The organism is Rhizobium leguminosarum (genome assembly GCF_001679785.1).
Classification (GTDB): Bacteria; Pseudomonadota; Alphaproteobacteria; order Rhizobiales; family Rhizobiaceae; genus Rhizobium; species Rhizobium leguminosarum_R.
In genome coordinates, this window is record NZ_CP016287.1 from 256,336 (window position 1) to 273,443 (window position 17,108).

Below are 17,108 nucleotides of genomic sequence, written 5' to 3' on the forward strand. Positions count from 1 at the left end.
TCAAACCAGCGGGTGTCCATGCCGATCCATGCGCAGCTTCTTCGACATGCAACGGAGACACCGGACAAGCCGGCGCTGGTAATCGACGGGCGCTCGCTCAGCTATGGCGAGCTCCATGTGTGCGCCAAGGCAATTTATCGGTTTCTCCAAGATCTCCCTCGCTCGAACCGCCGCACGCTCGATCTGCCCGGTGTGGACAAGCTTGCCGCTCTCAGCCTTGGCAACCATATCGGCTTTGCCGAGTATTTTGCGGCGGCCACCGCTTTCCCGAATGCCTGCGCGGTCATCGACCCGATGATGCCGGCGGAAAGGATCGAACGCATAGTCGAGCGCCTGGCGCCTGACGTTCTGATTGTCGACGACGATGCCGGGCCGAGTGCTGAAATTGCCCGGAGATTCGGCATTCCCGTCGTCACCGCCGGAGCGGAGGCTTTCGAGCTCGCTGCAGCGGAAGGTGAAGCCGAGCTGCCGGCCGATACTGACAAGATCTTTCTGATCGGCTTCACCTCGGGGACCACCGCCGAGCCGAAAGCCTATTATCGCTCGCGCGAGCAGTGGCGCCGGAGCCTCGATCGCGGACGCGTCGTTTTCGAACTCGAAGACGCGCCGTCGACAATGTGCCCAGGAGCCTTGGCTCATGGCCTGGCGCTTTATGCATTGGTCGAAGCTGTTGATGTCGGGGCAACCTTCCATTCAGTCCGGAAATGGGATCCCGTCGCAGCCGCACGCACGCTCTCCTCCTGGCACGTCGAACGGCTCGTCGCCGTGCCGACACATATAGCCGGCATTGCAAGAGGGTGGGCGGGTGAACCCGCTCTGACCTCCTTGCGCGACGTCCTGACCGCCGGCGCAAAGCTTGACAGGAACGGTGTCGAATCCATGCGCTGCCTGTTTCCGAAGGCCCGCATCCGGGAATATTACGGCGCATCCGAGCTCGGTTTCATGACGGTCTCGACCCTTGTCGGCGGCGAGATCGATTTTCCGATCGACCGGGTGGGACAAGCCTATCCCGGCGTGGAAATTTCCATTCGCGACCCCGATGAAAACGACGCCGGGACCGATGTGGCGGGAACCATATTCGTCGACAGCGACCTGATCGCGGATGGATATCTCTGGGGCGACGATGGTCAGGCGTTCCGGGTCACAGAAGCCGGAGCGACGGTCGGAGATCTAGGCGAACTCGATGCCAATGGCATGCTGCGGGTGATCGGCAGGGCGGGCGGCATGATGATCACGGGTGGCAACAATGTTTATCCTGCCGAAGTCGAGAGCGCTCTCAAAGCCTGCCCCGGGGTAGAGGATGCCGTCGTCTTCGGGCTGCCGGACGCCTATTTCGGCCAGCGGATCGTCGCTGTCGTCTCGGGTGAGACGGTGGACCCGAAAATCCTGGCCGATCATTGCGCGCAGATGCTCGGGAAGTACAAGATCCCCAAGCAATTCTACCATATAAGGTCCTGGCCGATGACGAGCAGCGGGAAGATCTCGAGGGGGCAAGTGGAGCGGGCCGTGGTTTCTGGAGACGATCTTGTCCTACACCTATCAGCCTGACGACGATTGGCAGCCGGTCGTGGTTGCCGCCTACCGGTCGCCGATCGGCCGGGCTTTCGGATCGCTTGCGACTGTCGCGGCAGAAGACCTGCTTGCGCCGCTCATCCATCGAATCCTGTCCGAGACGGGAATAGCGCCCGAAAGCATCGACGATGTGCTGGTGGGCAATGCCGCCGGCGGCGGCGGAAATATCGCGCGGCTGGCGGCGCTGACCGCAGGTCTGCCCATGGCGGTTCCGGGCGTGACCATCGATCGGCAATGCGGCTCGGGCCTGGAAGCGATCATCACGGCAGCCCGGCTGATCCAGGCGAAAGCCGGCTCGTGCTTTCTGGCCGGCGGCGTCGAAAGCGTCAGCACCGCACCATGGCGCGTCGAAAGACCAAAGGCGAATGGGATGCCACCGCGATTTTACGGGCGCGCCCGGTTTTCGCCTGACACGATCGGCGACCCGGAAATGGGGATTGCCGCCGAAAACGTCGCCCGTCAGTTCAGCATATCGCGGCAGAGACAGGATGAATTCGCCCTGCGCAGCCACCGGCTCGCCGTGCAAGCGGCCGAGGCAGGCGTCTTTCGGCCTGAGATCGTTGACATTTCCACCGGCCACGGTCTGATCGAACGGGACGAGTGCCCACGCGCGGCTACATCCCTTCCGGCGCTCGCAAACCTCCGGTCGGTCTTCCTGGCCGATGGTTCGGTGACAGCCGGCAATGCCTGCCCGCTGAACGACGGCGCCTGCCTGGTGCTGGTCATGAGCCGCGCAATGGCCAGAAGTATCGGCATCGAAAAGGGCCTTGCCTTCATCGACAGTGCCGCTGCCGGTGTGGATCCCAATCTGCTCGGCATCGGCCCGGTCGCCTCGACTAGGAAGCTGCTGCAGCGTCAGCCCGGGCTCTCACTCTCCGACATCGATGCCATCGAATTCAACGAGGCTTTCGCGGCCCAGGTTCTGGCATCGCTGGACCAGCTCGCTATCCCTGCCGACGCGATCAACAAGGACGGCGGAGCCATTGCGCTCGGCCATCCATTCGGGGCCTCCGGCGCAATCCTCGTGACCCGGCTGTACAGCCAACTGATCCGCGACGCCGGGGAAGGCTGGGCGCCGGGTGCGACTGCCTTGGCCATGATCGGCATCGGCGGAGGCATCGGGTTGACCGCCATGTTCGAGGCTACCCAGCTTTCCTGACCCGGCGAAGGCGCAGACAGTCAGGCGGCGGCGCGTTTGTGATCGGCCGGATGCTGAAGCCGAAAGCCGATCGCCAGCCTGTTCCAGGCGTTGATCATCGTAATACCGATCGAAAGCGCCACGAACTCGTCATCCGAGAAGTTGGCGTGCGCCTCTTCATAAACGTCATCCGGCGCATGGCTTTTCGCGATCTGAGTGAGTGCCTCGGCCCAGGCGAGTGCGGCTCGCTCCCGAGTGGTGAAGAGCTGCGACTCCCGCCACGCGTTCAGAAGCAGCAGCCGGTCATCTGTTTCGCCGAGCTTCAGTGCGTCCTGGCGGTGCATGTGCAGGCAGTGAGCGCATCCATTCATCTGGGAAACGCGCACTTTGACGAGTTCGAGCAGCTTCGGATCTAAGCTTCTCGCAATCCAGGCTTCAACGGCCACGAGGCCGTCGATGCCGCTGTTCTTATGAGCCATGAAGTTCAGACGCTTGATCATTCTTATCTCCATCGTGCGGATTGATGGCCGAAGTCACCGGCTTGCAGGCCAGTGAATACGCCTTGCCTTCCGGGTCGGTCATCTGCCCTGACGGTAGGTTCGGCCCATGCCTGTTGACGTGATGTTCCTCCATTTCAGCCAGCTGGCTCATCGCAGAGCCAGCTGGCCTACTACGTTCGCATAGGGTGACAGCGACCGAGGAAGAATAGTTTGGGGCCGCGATCCGGCGCATTCTCCGGCCCATCGGTTACACCAGCCGCACCGGCGACGGTCCCGATGAAGTCGCTTCGCTCATCGAGGGCGCGGGCATGCCGAGCAGTTGCCTGCTCACCTTCAGGTCACCAGAGACATTTCTCGTAAAGGACAAGGAGACTACCCATGAAAATCGTCGTTATCGGCGGCACTGGCCTCATCGGCTCAAAGACCGTGGAAAGATTGCGCAACAAGGGGCACGAGGTATTGGCGGCTTCGCCGAACTCGGGTGTGGACACGATCACCGGCAAGGGCGTGGCCGAAGCGCTCGCCGGGGCACAGGTGGTGCTCGATCTCGCAAACTCGCCCTCGTTCGAGGACAAGGCCGTCCTGGAATTCTTCCAGACGTCGGGCCGCAATTTGCTCAAGGCAGGGGCTGTCGCCGGCGTCAAGCATCACATCGCTCTGTCGATCGTCGGATTGGAGCGGCTGCAGGGCAGTGGCTACATGCGCGCCAAGATGGCCCAGGAAGAGCTGATCAAGACGTCCGGCATACCCTATACCATCGTACACTCGACGCAGTTCCACGAATTCATGGCTGGCATCGCCCAGTCAGGCACCGTCGGTCAGACCGTGCATCTGTCGCCGGCCTACGTGCAGCCGATCGCCTCGGACGATGTCGCAGACGTCATGGCCGAGGTGTCGCTCGGCACGCCTGTGAATGGCACCATCGAGATCGGCGGGCCGGAGAAAGTCCGCCTCACCGAAATCGTGACGCGTCTCTTCAAGGCGACGAACGATCCGCGCCAGGTGGTCGCCGATCCGCACGCCCGCTATTTCGGCGTCGAGCTCGAGGACAATTCGCTCGTGACCGGAGCCAAGGCGCGGCTTGGCCAGATCCGCTTCGACGATTGGCTCAGCCGGCAGCCGCCGCAGAAAAAGAGCGCCTGACAGCGAGGCTGCGCCCGTCGACCCATTCTATTAACTGAGGAGACCAGACATGCTCAGGAAAATGATCTCGGCAGCGGCATTCGCGCTTGTCCTTGCCGCCGGCACTCAAGCTCACGCCGGAGGTGGGAAAGCGAAGATAAGCGTCGTTTTCGACCAGAAGCTTCCCAATGTTCCCGGCAAGAGCATGAAGGCTGTGATGGTGGAATATGAGCCCGGCAGCATGTCGCCCGGCCATACCCATCCGGATTCGGCCTTCATCTACGCCACCGTTCTCGAAGGGGCGATCCGCAGCGCGGTGAATGACGGCCCGGTGAAAACGTATAAGGCCGGAGAAAGCTTCGCCGAATTTCCCGGCGATCACCACAGCGTCAGCGCAAACGCCAGCGACACCAAGCCGGCGCGCCTGCTTGCGGTCTTCGTGCTGGACACGGACGAGACGGAACTGACGATTGACGACAAATAAAGTGGTACTCGATGCCCGGCGCCGCCGGGCATCGTTTCCCCCGATCACGCAGCCTGCAGCGCTATCTCCAGGTCGGCAATCAGATCGTCCGGATGCTCGATGCCGATCGAAAGGCGGATCGTCGATTCCAGAACGCCGATACGCTGGCGGACATCGGCGGGCACGCCGGAATGCGTCATGGTGGCAGGATGGCTCGCAAGCGATTCCGTGCCGCCGAGGCTGACCGCGAGCTTGAAGATCTGCAGCGCGTTCAGGAATTTGAACGAGGCTGGCTCACCGCCGCGAATGTCGAAAGAAAAGGTGGAGCCGGCGCCGGTGCATTGCGCGATGAAGGTCCGGCCGGCCGGCGATTCCGGATCGTGGTAGGGCAGATAGTGGACCTTCTCGACTTTCGGGTGATCGCGCAGATAGTCGGCGACGGCACGCGCGTTGCTATTTGCCCGTTCCATGCGGAGCTGCAGCGTTTCCAGCGAACGGCCGAGCATCCAGCAGGAATGTGGATCGAGCTGGGTGCCGATCGCGCCGCGCAAGGCCTTGATCTGCTTGATCACCGCCTTGCGACCAAGAACGGCGCCGGCGATCAGATCCGAATGACCACCGACATATTTCGTCAGCGAATAGAGCGAGATATCGGCGCCGTGCTCGATCGGCCGCTGGAAGACCGGTCCGAGCAGGGTGTTGTCGCAGACGATGATCGGCATATGGCCCTGTCTTGTACCGATCATGTCGGCCACGCGTCGGATCATCGCGACATCGACCAGGCTGTTGGTCGGATTGGCAGGCGTCTCGATCAGGATGACAGAGACGCGACCCTTGGCCATCGCCTCTTCTGCCGACTTTTGCACCGATCCCTCGCTGACGCCGTCGGCAAACCCAATAGCGGCGACGCCGAAGTTCAGAAAAGTCTTTGCCAGCAACGTTTCGGTTCCCCCGTAGAGCGGCTGCGAATGCAGGATCGCATCGCCCGGCCGGACGAAGGCGAACAGAGTGGTGGCGATCGCCGCCATGCCGGATGAAAACAGCACGCCGCTTTCCGTCCGTTCGTAGACGGCGAGCCTGTCCTCGACAATCTCGCTATTCGGATGGTTGAAGCGCGAATAGACGAGGCCGGCCCCCTTCCCCTCGGGCGGCTCGCGGCGGCCCGACACATAATCGAAGAAGTCGCGACCATCCTCGGCCGTATTGAAAACGAAGGTGGAGGTGAGGAATACCGGCGGCTTGACCGCCCCTTCCGAGAGCTCAGGATCGTAGCCGTAATTCAGCATCTGTGTTTCGGGATGCAGAGCATGATTGCCGATATGGGTTTTGGAAGGATGCGGGGCGGTCATCATCGTCTCCTGTTTCGGGACTGGCGAAATGGCAGAATACATCAAAACCATATGAGAGAAGCAATCATCGCGGTCAGCTCATGGTCTCGCCCAGAGTGTCCGCAACATAGGCTCCGCGCGCTCCCATCGGCAGCGGCGTTCCCGTCGTCGTGTCCTTCGCGGTCTGATGCTCCAGTTCGGCGTTCAGCTCGCCGCCGACGATGAGAATGACGACGGAAAGCCAGATCCAGATGAGGAAGCCGATCAGTGCGCCGAGTGTGCCGTATGTCGCGTTGTAGTTGGCGAAATGATCCAGATAGTAGGAGAAGCCGAGTGACATGGCGGTCCAGGCGACCGTGGTCAGGACCGCGCCCCACGTCATCCACCGGAGCTTGGCAGGCTCTCGGCTGGGGCCGAAGCGGTAGACCGATGTAACGGCCACCGCGACGAGCAGCAGAAGCAGCGGCCATCGCATGAGAAGAGCCATGTGTTCCTTGAATTGATCGAGCCAGAGATAGGAAAGGACAACCGGCATGACCCCGACGAGCGCCACCATGACCACTGTCAAAAGCACTGCGCATAAGGTGAAGCAGAGGCCGATCAGGTTCAATCGGATAAGCCCCCGCTTCTCGTCTTCCTCATAGGCGACGTTCATCGCGTCGAAGATCGCCAGCGTGCCGCTATGCGTGCTCCAGAGGGCGATGCCGAGGCCGACGAAGAAGGTGATGCCGAGCGTAGCATCGCGCCGATCAACGAGTTCCTTGATCTGATTGGCAAGAAGATCGAACGCTCCGGATGGCATGAGGCCAGCCAATTCGCGAAGATGTTCGGATATGGTGGCCGGATCTGCAACCAGCCCGTAGAGTGATACCAAAGCCGCCATGGCTGGAAACAGCGCCAGCAGCAGATAAAACGTCACGCCCGCGGCAATCAAAGTGACCCGGTCGGCGAGGACCTCGTGGAAGACGCGCCAGAAGACGTCGCGAAGACCGCTGAAGGGGATAGCCTCGGGTGTGCTGGCGCTGCGGCCATGATCGTCAGCTGTGCGGCTGGTATCCGCAGACGGGGCGACCGACCTGCGCTCAGTCGCCTGCATCACGACAAGTGCGCCAATCGCTGCGGCCATCATTGTCGCCGCAATGGAGAATCTCTTGAGGTGAAGCACATCAGGCATGAGGATGTTCTCCGATCTGGTGCGGAGATAACGCAGGGTGCCGCTAAAGGATGCAAGCCGTTGCTTTCCTGCTGACATTTAGGGCGGAGCCGGAGATCAGTCCACTTCCCCCGGTCGGGTCAGTCGGCAGGGATTGGAGGTGATTGAGGGCTCGTCAAGCTGCGCCGCCACTGCTAATGCAAGGGATTGTAAGTAGTTTCAGAAATCATAAGTCATTGATATAAATGTGATCTCCTCCTACTGCGGAAGCGAACCTGGACTTTAGTTTCGTTACTGCGTTGCTGGATGTCTTTTTCACAAGTCGACCGATAGGACGGCTTGGCGGCTGCGAGGCCGGTAGATCGGTGCGCAGCTCGTATCGGGAGCGCGACTTGGACGTCAATTCCACCTGTTGCTATCTGATACCGGCGCCTGTCAGCGACCGGAACCTGCCGCTGACGCGTTGTGCAACAAGCCCAACAAAACAATAGCGCCGGTGACAATGGCCTGCAACAGCCGTTTACGTTATCAACGGGCAAATACCGGGGCCGGCCCATTGCCTTGGCTCGGCGTGTCTCAAGACCAAGCGTCGTCGAGGACCGAGACACTACCTCTGCAGACGCGATCTCGATGGCCTCGATGGTTGCTTGATGGCGTCTCGGCAATCGACAGAACAGTGCGCCGCGATCGACCAGGTCGCCACGCGAAAGCAACTGCGCGGCAAGGAGGCGGCGACAGGATGCGCGCTGCTCCGGATGCCGACTAGCTCGCAGCCTGACGTTAATTGCCATAGGCGGCCCCTCCCCGACCGTCACTGGAGGCGCTGTTCAGGCAGTTCATTGCGGGGCATCTCCGGCTCAATGTTGATGGGAGCAGGATCATCTCCTGGCGTATCGCCTGGGATAAACAGGTCTCCCACATTGCCAGAGGGAGGATCTGCGCGTCATCAGATAGCGCGCATCGATCACAGCGCCGCCCCATCTGATATGACGTCGCGGCCTTGGTGCCACGGTCGGTTATCCCGGGACAAAGCGGACCCCGAGGCTGTCGTTCCCGCATATGCTCAACTCGTCGCCGCAAGCAAATCGGCGCCAACCGCTGGCGTGTCATGTGCGCTGCCGGAGGGTCGGTCGATATCCGCGGCCACTCGTTCGGAACGGGCTGACGCGCCCGAAAGCCTAAGCTGTCGGCCGCCGATCCTGTAGGGTCGAAAGCGGCCCCTCCCCTGCCGCATGACCCTTCGGCTCTATAGCATGAAGAACCAGATGCGGTGGCAGTGAGGCAGCGTTCTGTCGGCCGGCTACCGCACCGGAGACCGGATTCAGTGGCGGATGGGCCGCGGCCACTGCGGCCTTTCCCAGGCGATTCCGTGAACCGCAGTCGCGCGGCGAATGTAGCCTGATCGTGCCGTTGTCCGCGGACAACCGGATTATCAACGGGATAGCCGTCAGGTTGTTTGCGCATGAGCCGACCCGCACAGCAATTGGTTGGCACGGCAGGGAAAGCATTCCTGATGTCGCCCTGCTGGTGGATGCCATGGACTTGCGGCATTGCGGCCGCCTCGATGGCTCTGCCTGGTATCGCAGAGCAGTGGTTTCATGCCCTTGCCGGACAGGCTTGTATGTCGGCTCCAAGGGTTCCGAAGAGCCCCGGCGGGTCTGCCGACAGGTCGGCAATGCTTAAACATGGTCCCCGGGGAGTGGAATGCATTCGAAGAAGCTGTGGGCTGCTGGCGCGGCGGCTTCGCTTATCGAAAAGGATGCGCGGCAACGGATGGCGGGGTGGTCGCGACGTCGTCATCCTCGCCGCTCTCGCGTCTCCTAGGCTTAGGCTAGGCGGCAACGAGGTCGTCCGTCGCTCGGCGGGAGGCTGCCTGGCCAGCGGCAGCGCTTCGGCGGCAATCTCAGATCAGGTGACTTCGTTGGTCCGTTTAATCAGTTGATCGGGCGGCAGTGGCCAGCCCCGTCCTTCGAGGCCCTGCAGGTACCTCCGGACGAGGCTGGAGAGGGTGGCATGTGACGGCGGCGAATCCATTATCCCGTCACCTTGCGCTGCATCGATCGGTTCGTCCGTCCGAGCTATGCCGATTGATACGGTGGATGGCTGAGGCCGACCGCAGCATCCGCATATGGCAGGGTGGATGGTTGGATCTTGTCGCCGTCGTTGGTGATTGGCGGCAGGTCAGTCAACTTGGTGATCGCCCCGCTCGATATCTCGGTCAATTCGGCCGTCAGTCAGGTGGAGAGCGAGGCCATGCCCTCGGGCGAAGGGCTGAGCAAGGTCCACGGCGGATCGTCGTCGATCATTGAGGCAATCTCCATTCGCGCGTCCGGCTCTTGGCGCATCAGCGGTGCGATCCACTGCCCTCATCAATCACTTTGTGGCGGCGGATCGGTCCGCTAAAAGCTGGAGAATTCCCTCGCTGTGATCGCTGCTCGGCAAGTTGTCCGCGGACAACCCGGCGCCTAGCCCTGCTCACGTACGAGAGAAGGCTGTATGCGCCTGACCCTTCGTCTGCGACATCCACGGCAACCGCCAGGCTTGAATTTACTGCATTGCGACATTACCTCGTGATGGATCGAAGCGCTTTCCCCTCGTAGCCGCTTCGGTCCGACGGACAGCACTCCTCCTCCCATGCTGTCGGTCACTATCGAAGCCCGGCGCATCTCTCCCGCGCCGGGCTTTTGTCGTCTCGGCGACCCACTGTCGTCACGATGCACGGAACGTTTCCTCGCCCCTCCATTTCTTATCGGTCTGGTCCTCACGCGAGGTGTGCCGGCAATTCACGATGCCGGCGCCGGCGATTAATTGCGTGCGTCGCCAATCTGTGTCGCTGCTGCCGTGCTGCCGCCAGCAGAGGAGCCGCGATCGGTCGTCTTCGTCCGATGGTTGGCGTGTGAGCCACCCGCCAAAACGCCGCCCATCGAGGGCCGTCGCTTGCTGGTGTCTTCACCGCCAGTGTGAGCGCCACCGTCCAAGAGGGGGCGTCGCAGGCTTAGTGGGATCGCGCCGGCAAGTTCGGATCGGCCAGCAGGTCACCCGACGGCGCGGCCTGTCCGTCTCATGCGGATCACTGATTTCGATAAGCCGGTGGTGCGTAATCCTGCCTCATCTCAGTCGGCATGGCCGCCGCTCGGATCCTTGGCAGGCTTGGTCCGACATCAATGATGATGGGCAGAAAATTTCAACAGCAGGCTTTTCGGTGTCGGACAGGGGAGGGGCGCCGGTGGTAAGCCTGCACTAAGCTTTGAGATGGCTAGATCTGATGTCGGCGCCCTGGCGTGTTTTCGCGAATGCCTTGCTCCGGATGTTTGAGCGTGGCGACGGCATAGTCCGTCAGAAGTGCGGCGAACTGATCGCGCCGGGCGAAAGGAGGATGGTGTCGAGGGCGTCGAGCTCATCGGTGCCGCGGCGCGCTATATTGCTCGCTGAGGTGCGGCGGCCGACTTTCGCGGAATCGGCGCGGATGTTTCAGACGTCGTCATAGCAGAGCGCCCATTGGTTCCCGATATACCAGCAGCGCCCTATCCGCGGCTCCGTCTTCCAAAGCAGGCTTTTGACGAACTCGATGCCGCCGCGCCTGAATGCGGCTGTCAGCGCCTCGATCTCGTTATCGTCGATTGACAATCCACCATTGGCGCAGACGAAATAGGCTGTGCCGATCCAACGCGCCGCAAATCCACTCTCGCCGCGCTCAATCCGAAGTGCAGCGCCGTAGGATGCATGACGGCCGCCTTTCGACGGTCGGTCCTGGCGCGGTACGCCGAGTGGCAGCACGAGGCGTCCTCCGGGCCGTAGCCTTTCGATCCAGGGTTCCGCGGGCCGCGCCGCGGCGAAATTCACATAGATCGCATCCACCTCTTGCTGCGGCCATTGGCTGCCGTCGGCGTTGATGACGCTGACATTGGCGCGATCGGTAAGCGCTGTTTGAGCGTGGGCAGCCAGATCCGGATCCATCTCGACGGCATAGACATGACCGGAAGTGCCGACAAGCTCCGAAAGAATGGCGCTGTAATAACCGGTGCCGGCGCCGATATGGGCGATGCGATCGCCGATCTGTACGTCCAGTTCCGCCAGGAGTCGAGCATGCAGTGAGGGACTGCCATTGTTGACACCCTTGTCGGGCTGCAGGGCGAATAGCACGTCCTGATAGGCCAGAACTAGGTCGGAGGAGGGGAGGGGGCGATATCCGCCGCCTAGGTTGGCGATCTGCCATGGCGGCGGACCGAGGAATTTTGGGCGCGGGACAGTAGCAAAGGCAGCTTCGATCCGCGGGTTCGTCGTCGCGGCGGTTGCCACCACCTGATGGGCGTAAGCGCGGCGGATCACCGCCAGTTCGTCGGCCGTAAACATCGCAGTTGGCATGGGCAAATCTCCGGGCATGGCTTTGACCTGTTCCCTTTTTACGTCCTCGCGGCTCCAAATCTATCTCTATCCCAAATGCTTGATTTCATGGGTAGGAACTCATGACGGAAGTTAAAGGTCACTTCTCTTCCATTGTGGAAAACTATGCTGTTACTTCAGAAGCTTAATACGCGAGCGCCTGCAACGATGCAGTATCGGCCTCGTTCCCTTACAACAGGCGACGCTGGGCAAGGCGGTCCGGCCCTTGGATGGCAAGCGCTCCCACAGCGCCATCGACACGTTTCAGGCGTCGGGTATCGCGCGATACCCAGCGTCCACTCTGAAACGCTTCTTGATCCTGTCGACGGGCGTCCCGTCCTGAAGCGGAACCTGGATCAGCCGGTCATAGGTCTCGAAGCCCATCTTTGCGTAATAGCCAAGGCCGCTGACATTGTCGGCCCGGATGGTCGCATTGATGAATTCGAGCCCGAACTGTTCCGCTGCGGCTCGGGTTGCCGGGAAAAGAGCGCTGCCAACGCCGCGAGTTCTTGGGCTGATTCGGGCAAAGGTCGCGATGTCAGCGACGCCTCTCGGCGGGTCGCCGTATAAGCTGAGCGATTGAAAGCCGACGAGCGCCTGATCGTGCTCGGCAACATGGCAGGTCAGGGGAAACTCGCCGTCGATGAACCAGTCCGCGAACTCGGCAGCCGAAAGCGGCGTCTCGAGCGCGGTCGTTCCGCCGGCCCGGATGATCTCGTTCAGGAGACTGCTCAGTTCCGCCGCGTCGGCGGAGTCGGCCCTTCGAATGTGCATGTCTTCACCACGTCGTCTGGGGCCTACAGCCTAGGCCCAGGCCGTTCTATTCACGTGTTTAAGCGTGCTGCGTCTGTTCGTCGAACGAGCGAGCAAATTTGGCCATTGCGGCGATGATGATGACGGCCGAGGCCGCACCGGGATCGATGTGCCCGATCACGCGGTCCCCCAATCGCGAAGCCCGTCCCTTGGCCGCCGTCATGTTGCTGGTCGCTTCACAGCCTGCCCGCGCTGCCCGCTCGGCTGCCTCGAAACATTGGGGGAGGGTCTTTCCCGACTGCCAGGCATCGAGTGCCGCGTCAGCCGCGGGCTTCCAGGCGTCAACCATCGTCTTTTCACCGGGTTCGGCCTTTCCGCGTTCCTGGATTCCCTGCGCCATCGCGGCGAAGACACGCAGGAAGTCGTCGTCGCTCAATGTCTGCTTGTCTTTGGCGGCCGCTCCGGCACGCATGAAGGCCGTGGCATATAGCGGGCCGGACGAAGCGCCGACCGCATTCAGGAAAGCCCTTGCAGCGACATTGAATGCGGTTGTCGGGGCAATCCCGGCGTCAAGCTCGCCGACCGCTTTCGCCGCGGCCTGGCAGCCCGCATCCATGGCAAGGCCGTGATCTCCATCGCCGATGGCGCCGTCCAACGCGCAGAGATGGTCGCTCTCTGCTGCAATATCCTTGGCAATCGCGGCAAACATGCGCTGCAGGTCTTCGGTCGTAAACGTCATCGATTACCTCGCAAACATCGCGCAATCACAGGGGTAGTCGATCAATTGCTGAAGCTCGTCGTCGAGATGCATGAGCGTGATCGACGCGCCGGCCATTTCGAGCGAGGTGCAGTAATTCCCGACGAGCGACGTATGGAGGACGAGCCCGGCATCGTCGAGCCGGGACTTCACACGCCGCATCATGATGTAGAGTTCCATCATCGGGGTCGAACCCAGCGAATTGACGAGCACGGCGACACGATCGCCCCGGTCTGCCTTCATCTCCCGAAGAATGCTGTCCATGAGTTCGTCGGTCACAGCGTCAGCCGGCCTCAGCGGCTCGCGCGCCACGCCAGGCTCCCCATGGATGCCCATCCCGATCTCCATCTCGCCTTCGCCGATCAGGAAGTTCGGCCGGAGGGTCTGGGGCAGCGAACAGGGCGAGAGCGCCACACCCATCGTATAGGTTCGCGCATTGGCATGGCGAGCGACACGCTCGACATCGTCAAACGAGTAGAGAAGATCGCAGGCTGCGCCGGCGGCCTTGAAGATGAAGACGTTGCCCGCCACGCCTCGTCGTTTGTCCCGCTGATCGGCAGGGGCGGACGCTACATCATCCGTGGTGAGGACGGTGCGCACTTCGATCTCGTCAAGCGCAAGCATCTCGGCGGCCATGTCGAAGTTCATCACGTCGCCGGCATAATTGCCATACATGAACAGCACGCCGGCGCCGCCGTCGACCGCCATGGCGCAGGCGATGATCGGATCGGGCGGCGGCGACGCGAAGACGTTGCCGATCGCGGCCGCGTCCGCCAGCCCCTTGCCGACAAACCCCAGAAATGTCGGTTCGTGCCCCGATCCGCCGCCGATGACCAAGCCGACCTTGCCCTTGCGGGGCCCGTTTCTGGCAATGATCGCGCGGGGCATGTTCTCCACGGCGTACAGATGGCGCGGATGCGCCGCCAGAACTCCTTGCAGCATCTCATCGACGGCATCTGCGCCGGCATTGATAAGCTTCTTCGTCTGCATGCTGATCCTCCCAGTGCGAGCTTCACCTGCATAAATGCGGTTGCACCGCCGAAGGTCAATCCGCCAGCGGGAGGGCTGCGGTCGCAAACGGCGCGAGCAGCAACTCTTTGCCCGCATCTACCGGCCGGCATGCGCCGCAATCGACCTTTCGTTCTTCGCCCGTCAGATTGACGACGTGAAGCCTGGCGCCTGCGGCATTCCGTGCAACGAAAGACAGGACCTCGGAGGGCGAGGAGGAGACGCATTGCTGCCAGGATGCGCCAGCCAATCGGGACAATGTGTGCACGGTGTTGAACAACGGGCGCCGTCCGCCTTGCTCGGTGGGTTCAGCCGGACCGGCGATCAAACCGAATGGCCCTGACAAGGCCGATAGCGTCAGGCATTCCAGACCGGCATCCAGCACCCGTATCGCGTAACCGAGCGCGAAGGCCTCCGCGAAGCGCCCATTGTGGCGTGGGTCGCGGTTGGCCATCGGGATGCGCGCGCCCGCCGGATTGTCCATCGTGCGGCTGCCATAGGGGTTCTGCCGCATCGGGATCGTTGACGGACCTATCCGGTAGGGCTTGTCGCCATAGATCGCACGCACCGACCGCGTGATGAAGGGTAGCGCTTCCAATGTCTGCATAACGCTGAGATCGTCGGCCGCATGCACGATCGGATTGGTGCAGTGGCTGACGAAGTCGAGCTGTCCGTCCGGCACGCGCTTCCGGTTGAGTTCGGTGAAATAGCTCAGCATGCCGCCGCCGATGCGAATGCCGGGAAAGGCGGCGCGGGCAGCTGTATAGACTTCATCCAGGGGCGGGCAGTCTGGCCATTTGCTGCCGGGCGGCGTCGATTGCCGGTCGACGGATGGCGATATCATGATCGCATCCGGCCGGAATTCCGCCAGCCGCATCTGGTGGGCGATCTCGGCAGCCTCGCTTGAGGGGGACGATTTGCAGGGAAGGGCGATCTCCAGCGTCGAGCGGCCGCGATGGGCCGCGGCGAGTACGGCGAACTGCGCGAGCGCGTCGATTCCGTGCCCGGCGCCCGGGTCGAAGTGGAAGAGGAGTTCCTGGGGAGCGATCTCCGCCAGGACGGACTTTGCCGAGAGGGTCGCATCGGCCTCTTCGGGCGTAATGATCACACCGATAGCAGGCATAGTGCCGATGCGCGCACCGAGTTCAAGTTTTATGGCGCCGCCTGACGCCGCAGCTGGAGAATGCCTTGTCGAACCACTGGTATCCTTGATAACAAGCGATGTTTTCTGTCGGACCGGCCGATCAGCGGGCATTTGGTACGGCCAGGGAAGAGCGAGCGGTCTGACATAGGTCTTGTAGGATGCGTCCGACCAGTTCCTTTGATCTTCCATTTCAAAGGTGTCGCCCTCCATGCGGCATTCCGCCTGAACATCAGGCATGACAGCGTGTGTGATGGCCCGCATGTCCTTGAACGGCTGCCAGGGCTCGATGACATCGGGAAACCGTGTCGCCACGGTCTGCCCGTCGACATGCTCGACCGTCGCCGGTGAACCCGCCACGCCGACGATCGGATGCAGGATGCAGAAGCCGCAACGGTTGGTCGCGAATCCGGTTGGTGCGATGGCTTCGGCCTCGAAGTCAAGCCGGTCCGGACTCCCGACGATGCGAACGTCGATGATGAGTTTGGTATCATCCGGTCCATCGCAACGGGCGAGGTAGGTGACCTCGAAACGATCGTCACTCTGCTCGATCTTGAGATCAGCGATCTCGGGGTTGTAAGTGCCCCAGTCCCGGTCGCGAACGAGATAGGAAATCGCCCGCAGCACCTCGGTTCCATTGTAGCGGATCGTGCGGAGGTTGCCGTTGGCGAGATCGGCTTCCAATTTTCCGGCTCTCAGGCGAACCGGTTGCGGATCGACGAGATGGGTTCCGTAGAGCTGGAATGCATCGATCGTCATCGCAGCATAGCTCCGACATCAATCGTCTGTCCCTCGGCAGCGCTGTCATAGGCAGCCTCGACCAGGGCGAAGGTCTTCAGATTGTCCGCCCCTGACGTCGAATGTTCGGCGCCGCGCATCAACTGGTCGACCCAATGCTGCTGGATGGCGTAGACGCTCTCCTGGATATTGTGCCAGGGCAGCGAGGCCCACGACAGCAGCTTCGGAGATACGTCGGTGGTGGTGCTGCCCTTGGCGTTGGTGATTTCAAGGCCGTAACCCTGGGTCAGGCGGATCGTGCCCTCCGAACCGTCGAGCTCGATCAAGGTCTCGGGGAACGGCTCCTTCGAGAGCTTGGTGGCGTAGCTGACGTCGACGACCGACGTGGCGCCGTTTTCGTGATCGAGCAGAATGGTCGCGACATCCTCGCCCTTGATGGTGGGATTAACCCGCTTGGTGCGGGCCGTGAGCGAGCGAACGTCGCCGAGGATATAGCGGGCGATATCGAGCGTATGGATGCCGAGGTCTTCGATGATGAACCGCTCGCCATCGGCGAGATAGGGCTGGCCGGAAAAGACGTCGTAGGCCGAACGGAAGGAGAAACGGCCCCAGAAGGGCGTCCCGATGACATCCGCGTCCAGCGCCCTCCGCACCGCCTGGATCGGCGTCTGCCAGCGAAAGTTCTCGTGCACCATCAGGGGTATGCGGGCATTGCGACACGCCTCGACCATCGCCTTCGCGTCCGACAAGGTCTTGGCGAACGGCTTCTGGCAGATGGCCGGCACCTTGTTCCGAGCCGCCATTTCGACGAGAAAGCGATGGCTTTGGACGGTCGTGGCAATATCGACGAAATCAAAACCGCCATCGGCGAACAACGCCTCGGCATCGCCATAGCGGCGATCGATGCCGAATTGGTCGCCGACGATCTTCAGCCGCTCCGGATCGCGATCGCAGATAGCGACGATGCCGGCACCTCGAACGTCGTTCCAGGCATGCATCTGGTTGATCGCAAAGAAACCGCAACCGATCAAAGCCCCTTTCAATTCCGTCAT

At 61.8% G+C, this 17,108-nt stretch carries 14 protein-coding genes; 5 read left to right on the forward strand and 9 right to left on the reverse strand.

All coding sequences use genetic code 11. The features are described from left to right. The first annotated feature begins 18 nt into the window (after positions 1-18). Positions 19-1,548 carry an AMP-binding protein gene (locus BA011_RS25625; RefSeq protein ID WP_065282842.1) on the forward strand — a complete coding sequence of 510 codons (1,530 nt, stop codon included), beginning with the start codon at positions 19-21 and terminating at the stop codon, positions 1,546-1,548. Next, positions 1,526-2,731, forward strand: a complete 1,206-nt coding sequence (locus BA011_RS25630) for a thiolase family protein (protein ID WP_065282843.1) — start codon at positions 1,526-1,528, stop codon at positions 2,729-2,731. The genes BA011_RS25625 and BA011_RS25630 overlap by 23 nt, the downstream gene beginning before the upstream one ends. 20 nt (positions 2,732-2,751) lie before the next feature. Here BA011_RS25630 and BA011_RS25635 read toward each other — a convergent pair whose 3' ends face one another. Next, on the reverse strand, positions 2,752-3,210 hold the full coding sequence (locus BA011_RS25635; RefSeq protein WP_065282844.1) for a carboxymuconolactone decarboxylase family protein: 459 nt from the start codon (positions 3,208-3,210) through the stop codon (positions 2,752-2,754). 378 nt (positions 3,211-3,588) lie between these two features. On the opposite strand from BA011_RS25635, the gene BA011_RS25640 reads away from it, so the two are divergent. Further along, positions 3,589-4,353, forward strand: coding sequence for an SDR family oxidoreductase (locus BA011_RS25640; protein WP_065282845.1), 765 nt, complete (start codon positions 3,589-3,591; stop codon positions 4,351-4,353). 49 nt (positions 4,354-4,402) lie between these two features. Then, a complete protein-coding gene (locus BA011_RS25645; RefSeq protein ID WP_065282846.1) occupies positions 4,403-4,816 on the forward strand; it encodes a cupin domain-containing protein in 414 nt (137 codons plus the stop codon). A 44-nt stretch (positions 4,817-4,860) separates the two neighbouring features. Here the strand turns inward: BA011_RS25645 and BA011_RS25650 are convergent, their stop codons facing one another. Both BA011_RS25650 and BA011_RS25655 read right to left on the reverse strand, forming a co-directional pair. Continuing rightward, positions 4,861-6,144, reverse strand: a complete 1,284-nt coding sequence (locus BA011_RS25650) for a cystathionine gamma-synthase family protein (RefSeq protein ID WP_065282847.1) — start codon at positions 6,142-6,144, stop codon at positions 4,861-4,863. 73 nt (positions 6,145-6,217) lie between these two features. After that, entirely contained in the window at positions 6,218-7,297 is a 1,080-nt protein-coding gene (locus BA011_RS25655; protein WP_065282848.1) for a YihY/virulence factor BrkB family protein, read from the reverse strand. Positions 7,298-9,427: 2,130 nt separating this feature from the next. Here BA011_RS25655 and BA011_RS25660 point away from each other — a divergent pair. After that, complete coding sequence (locus BA011_RS25660; protein ID WP_151343565.1) at positions 9,428-9,679, forward strand: hypothetical protein; 252 nt, start codon at positions 9,428-9,430, stop codon at positions 9,677-9,679. A 1,068-nt stretch (positions 9,680-10,747) separates the two neighbouring features. On the opposite strand, the gene BA011_RS25670 is transcribed toward BA011_RS25660, so the two are convergent. The 6 genes from BA011_RS25670 to BA011_RS25695 all read right to left on the reverse strand — a co-directional run bounded on the left by BA011_RS25670 (position 10,748) and on the right by BA011_RS25695 (position 17,108). After that, the gene (locus BA011_RS25670) at positions 10,748-11,659 is read right to left on the reverse strand and encodes a protein-L-isoaspartate O-methyltransferase family protein (RefSeq protein ID WP_065282851.1); all 912 of its coding nucleotides are present in this window, start codon (positions 11,657-11,659) and stop codon (positions 10,748-10,750) included. A gap of 264 nt (positions 11,660-11,923) precedes the next feature. After that, the gene (locus tag BA011_RS25675; protein WP_065282852.1) at positions 11,924-12,433 is read right to left on the reverse strand and encodes a GNAT family N-acetyltransferase; all 510 of its coding nucleotides are present in this window, start codon (positions 12,431-12,433) and stop codon (positions 11,924-11,926) included. Positions 12,434-12,491: 58 nt separating this feature from the next. Then, complete coding sequence (dhaL, locus tag BA011_RS25680; protein WP_065282853.1) at positions 12,492-13,151, reverse strand: dihydroxyacetone kinase subunit DhaL; 660 nt, start codon at positions 13,149-13,151, stop codon at positions 12,492-12,494. Positions 13,152-13,154: 3 nt separating this feature from the next. Further along, the gene (locus BA011_RS25685) at positions 13,155-14,159 is read right to left on the reverse strand and encodes a dihydroxyacetone kinase subunit DhaK (RefSeq protein ID WP_065282854.1); all 1,005 of its coding nucleotides are present in this window, start codon (positions 14,157-14,159) and stop codon (positions 13,155-13,157) included. A 55-nt stretch (positions 14,160-14,214) separates the two neighbouring features. Continuing rightward, the gene (apnL, locus tag BA011_RS25690) at positions 14,215-16,077 is read right to left on the reverse strand and encodes a hypothetical protein (RefSeq protein ID WP_065282855.1); all 1,863 of its coding nucleotides are present in this window, start codon (positions 16,075-16,077) and stop codon (positions 14,215-14,217) included. After that, positions 16,074-17,108, reverse strand: coding sequence for a Gfo/Idh/MocA family protein (locus BA011_RS25695; RefSeq protein WP_065282856.1), 1,035 nt, complete (start codon positions 17,106-17,108; stop codon positions 16,074-16,076). The genes apnL and BA011_RS25695 overlap by 4 nt, the downstream gene beginning before the upstream one ends.

Excerpts from the sequence above, each read along its gene's own strand:
- BA011_RS25625 (WP_065282842.1), top strand. The coding sequence starts at position 19 with ATGCCGATCCATGCGCAGCTTCTTCGACATGCAACGGAGACACCGGAC.
- BA011_RS25635 (WP_065282844.1), bottom strand. The coding sequence starts at position 3,210 with ATGATCAAGCGTCTGAACTTCATGGCTCATAAGAACAGCGGCATCGAC.
- BA011_RS25640 (WP_065282845.1), top strand. The coding sequence starts at position 3,589 with ATGAAAATCGTCGTTATCGGCGGCACTGGCCTCATCGGCTCAAAGACC.
- BA011_RS25645 (WP_065282846.1), top strand. The coding sequence starts at position 4,403 with ATGCTCAGGAAAATGATCTCGGCAGCGGCATTCGCGCTTGTCCTTGCC.
- BA011_RS25650 (WP_065282847.1), bottom strand. The coding sequence starts at position 6,144 with ATGACCGCCCCGCATCCTTCCAAAACCCATATCGGCAATCATGCTCTG.
- BA011_RS25655 (WP_065282848.1), bottom strand. The coding sequence starts at position 7,297 with ATGCCTGATGTGCTTCACCTCAAGAGATTCTCCATTGCGGCGACAATG.
- BA011_RS25670 (WP_065282851.1), bottom strand. The coding sequence starts at position 11,659 with ATGCCCGGAGATTTGCCCATGCCAACTGCGATGTTTACGGCCGACGAA.
- BA011_RS25675 (WP_065282852.1), bottom strand. The coding sequence starts at position 12,433 with ATGCACATTCGAAGGGCCGACTCCGCCGACGCGGCGGAACTGAGCAGT.
- dhaL (WP_065282853.1), bottom strand. The coding sequence starts at position 13,151 with ATGACGTTTACGACCGAAGACCTGCAGCGCATGTTTGCCGCGATTGCC.
- BA011_RS25685 (WP_065282854.1), bottom strand. The coding sequence starts at position 14,159 with ATGCAGACGAAGAAGCTTATCAATGCCGGCGCAGATGCCGTCGATGAG.
- apnL (WP_065282855.1), bottom strand. The coding sequence starts at position 16,077 with ATGACGATCGATGCATTCCAGCTCTACGGAACCCATCTCGTCGATCCG.
- BA011_RS25695 (WP_065282856.1), bottom strand. The coding sequence starts at position 17,108 with ATGACGGAATTGAAAGGGGCTTTGATCGGTTGCGGTTTCTTTGCGATC.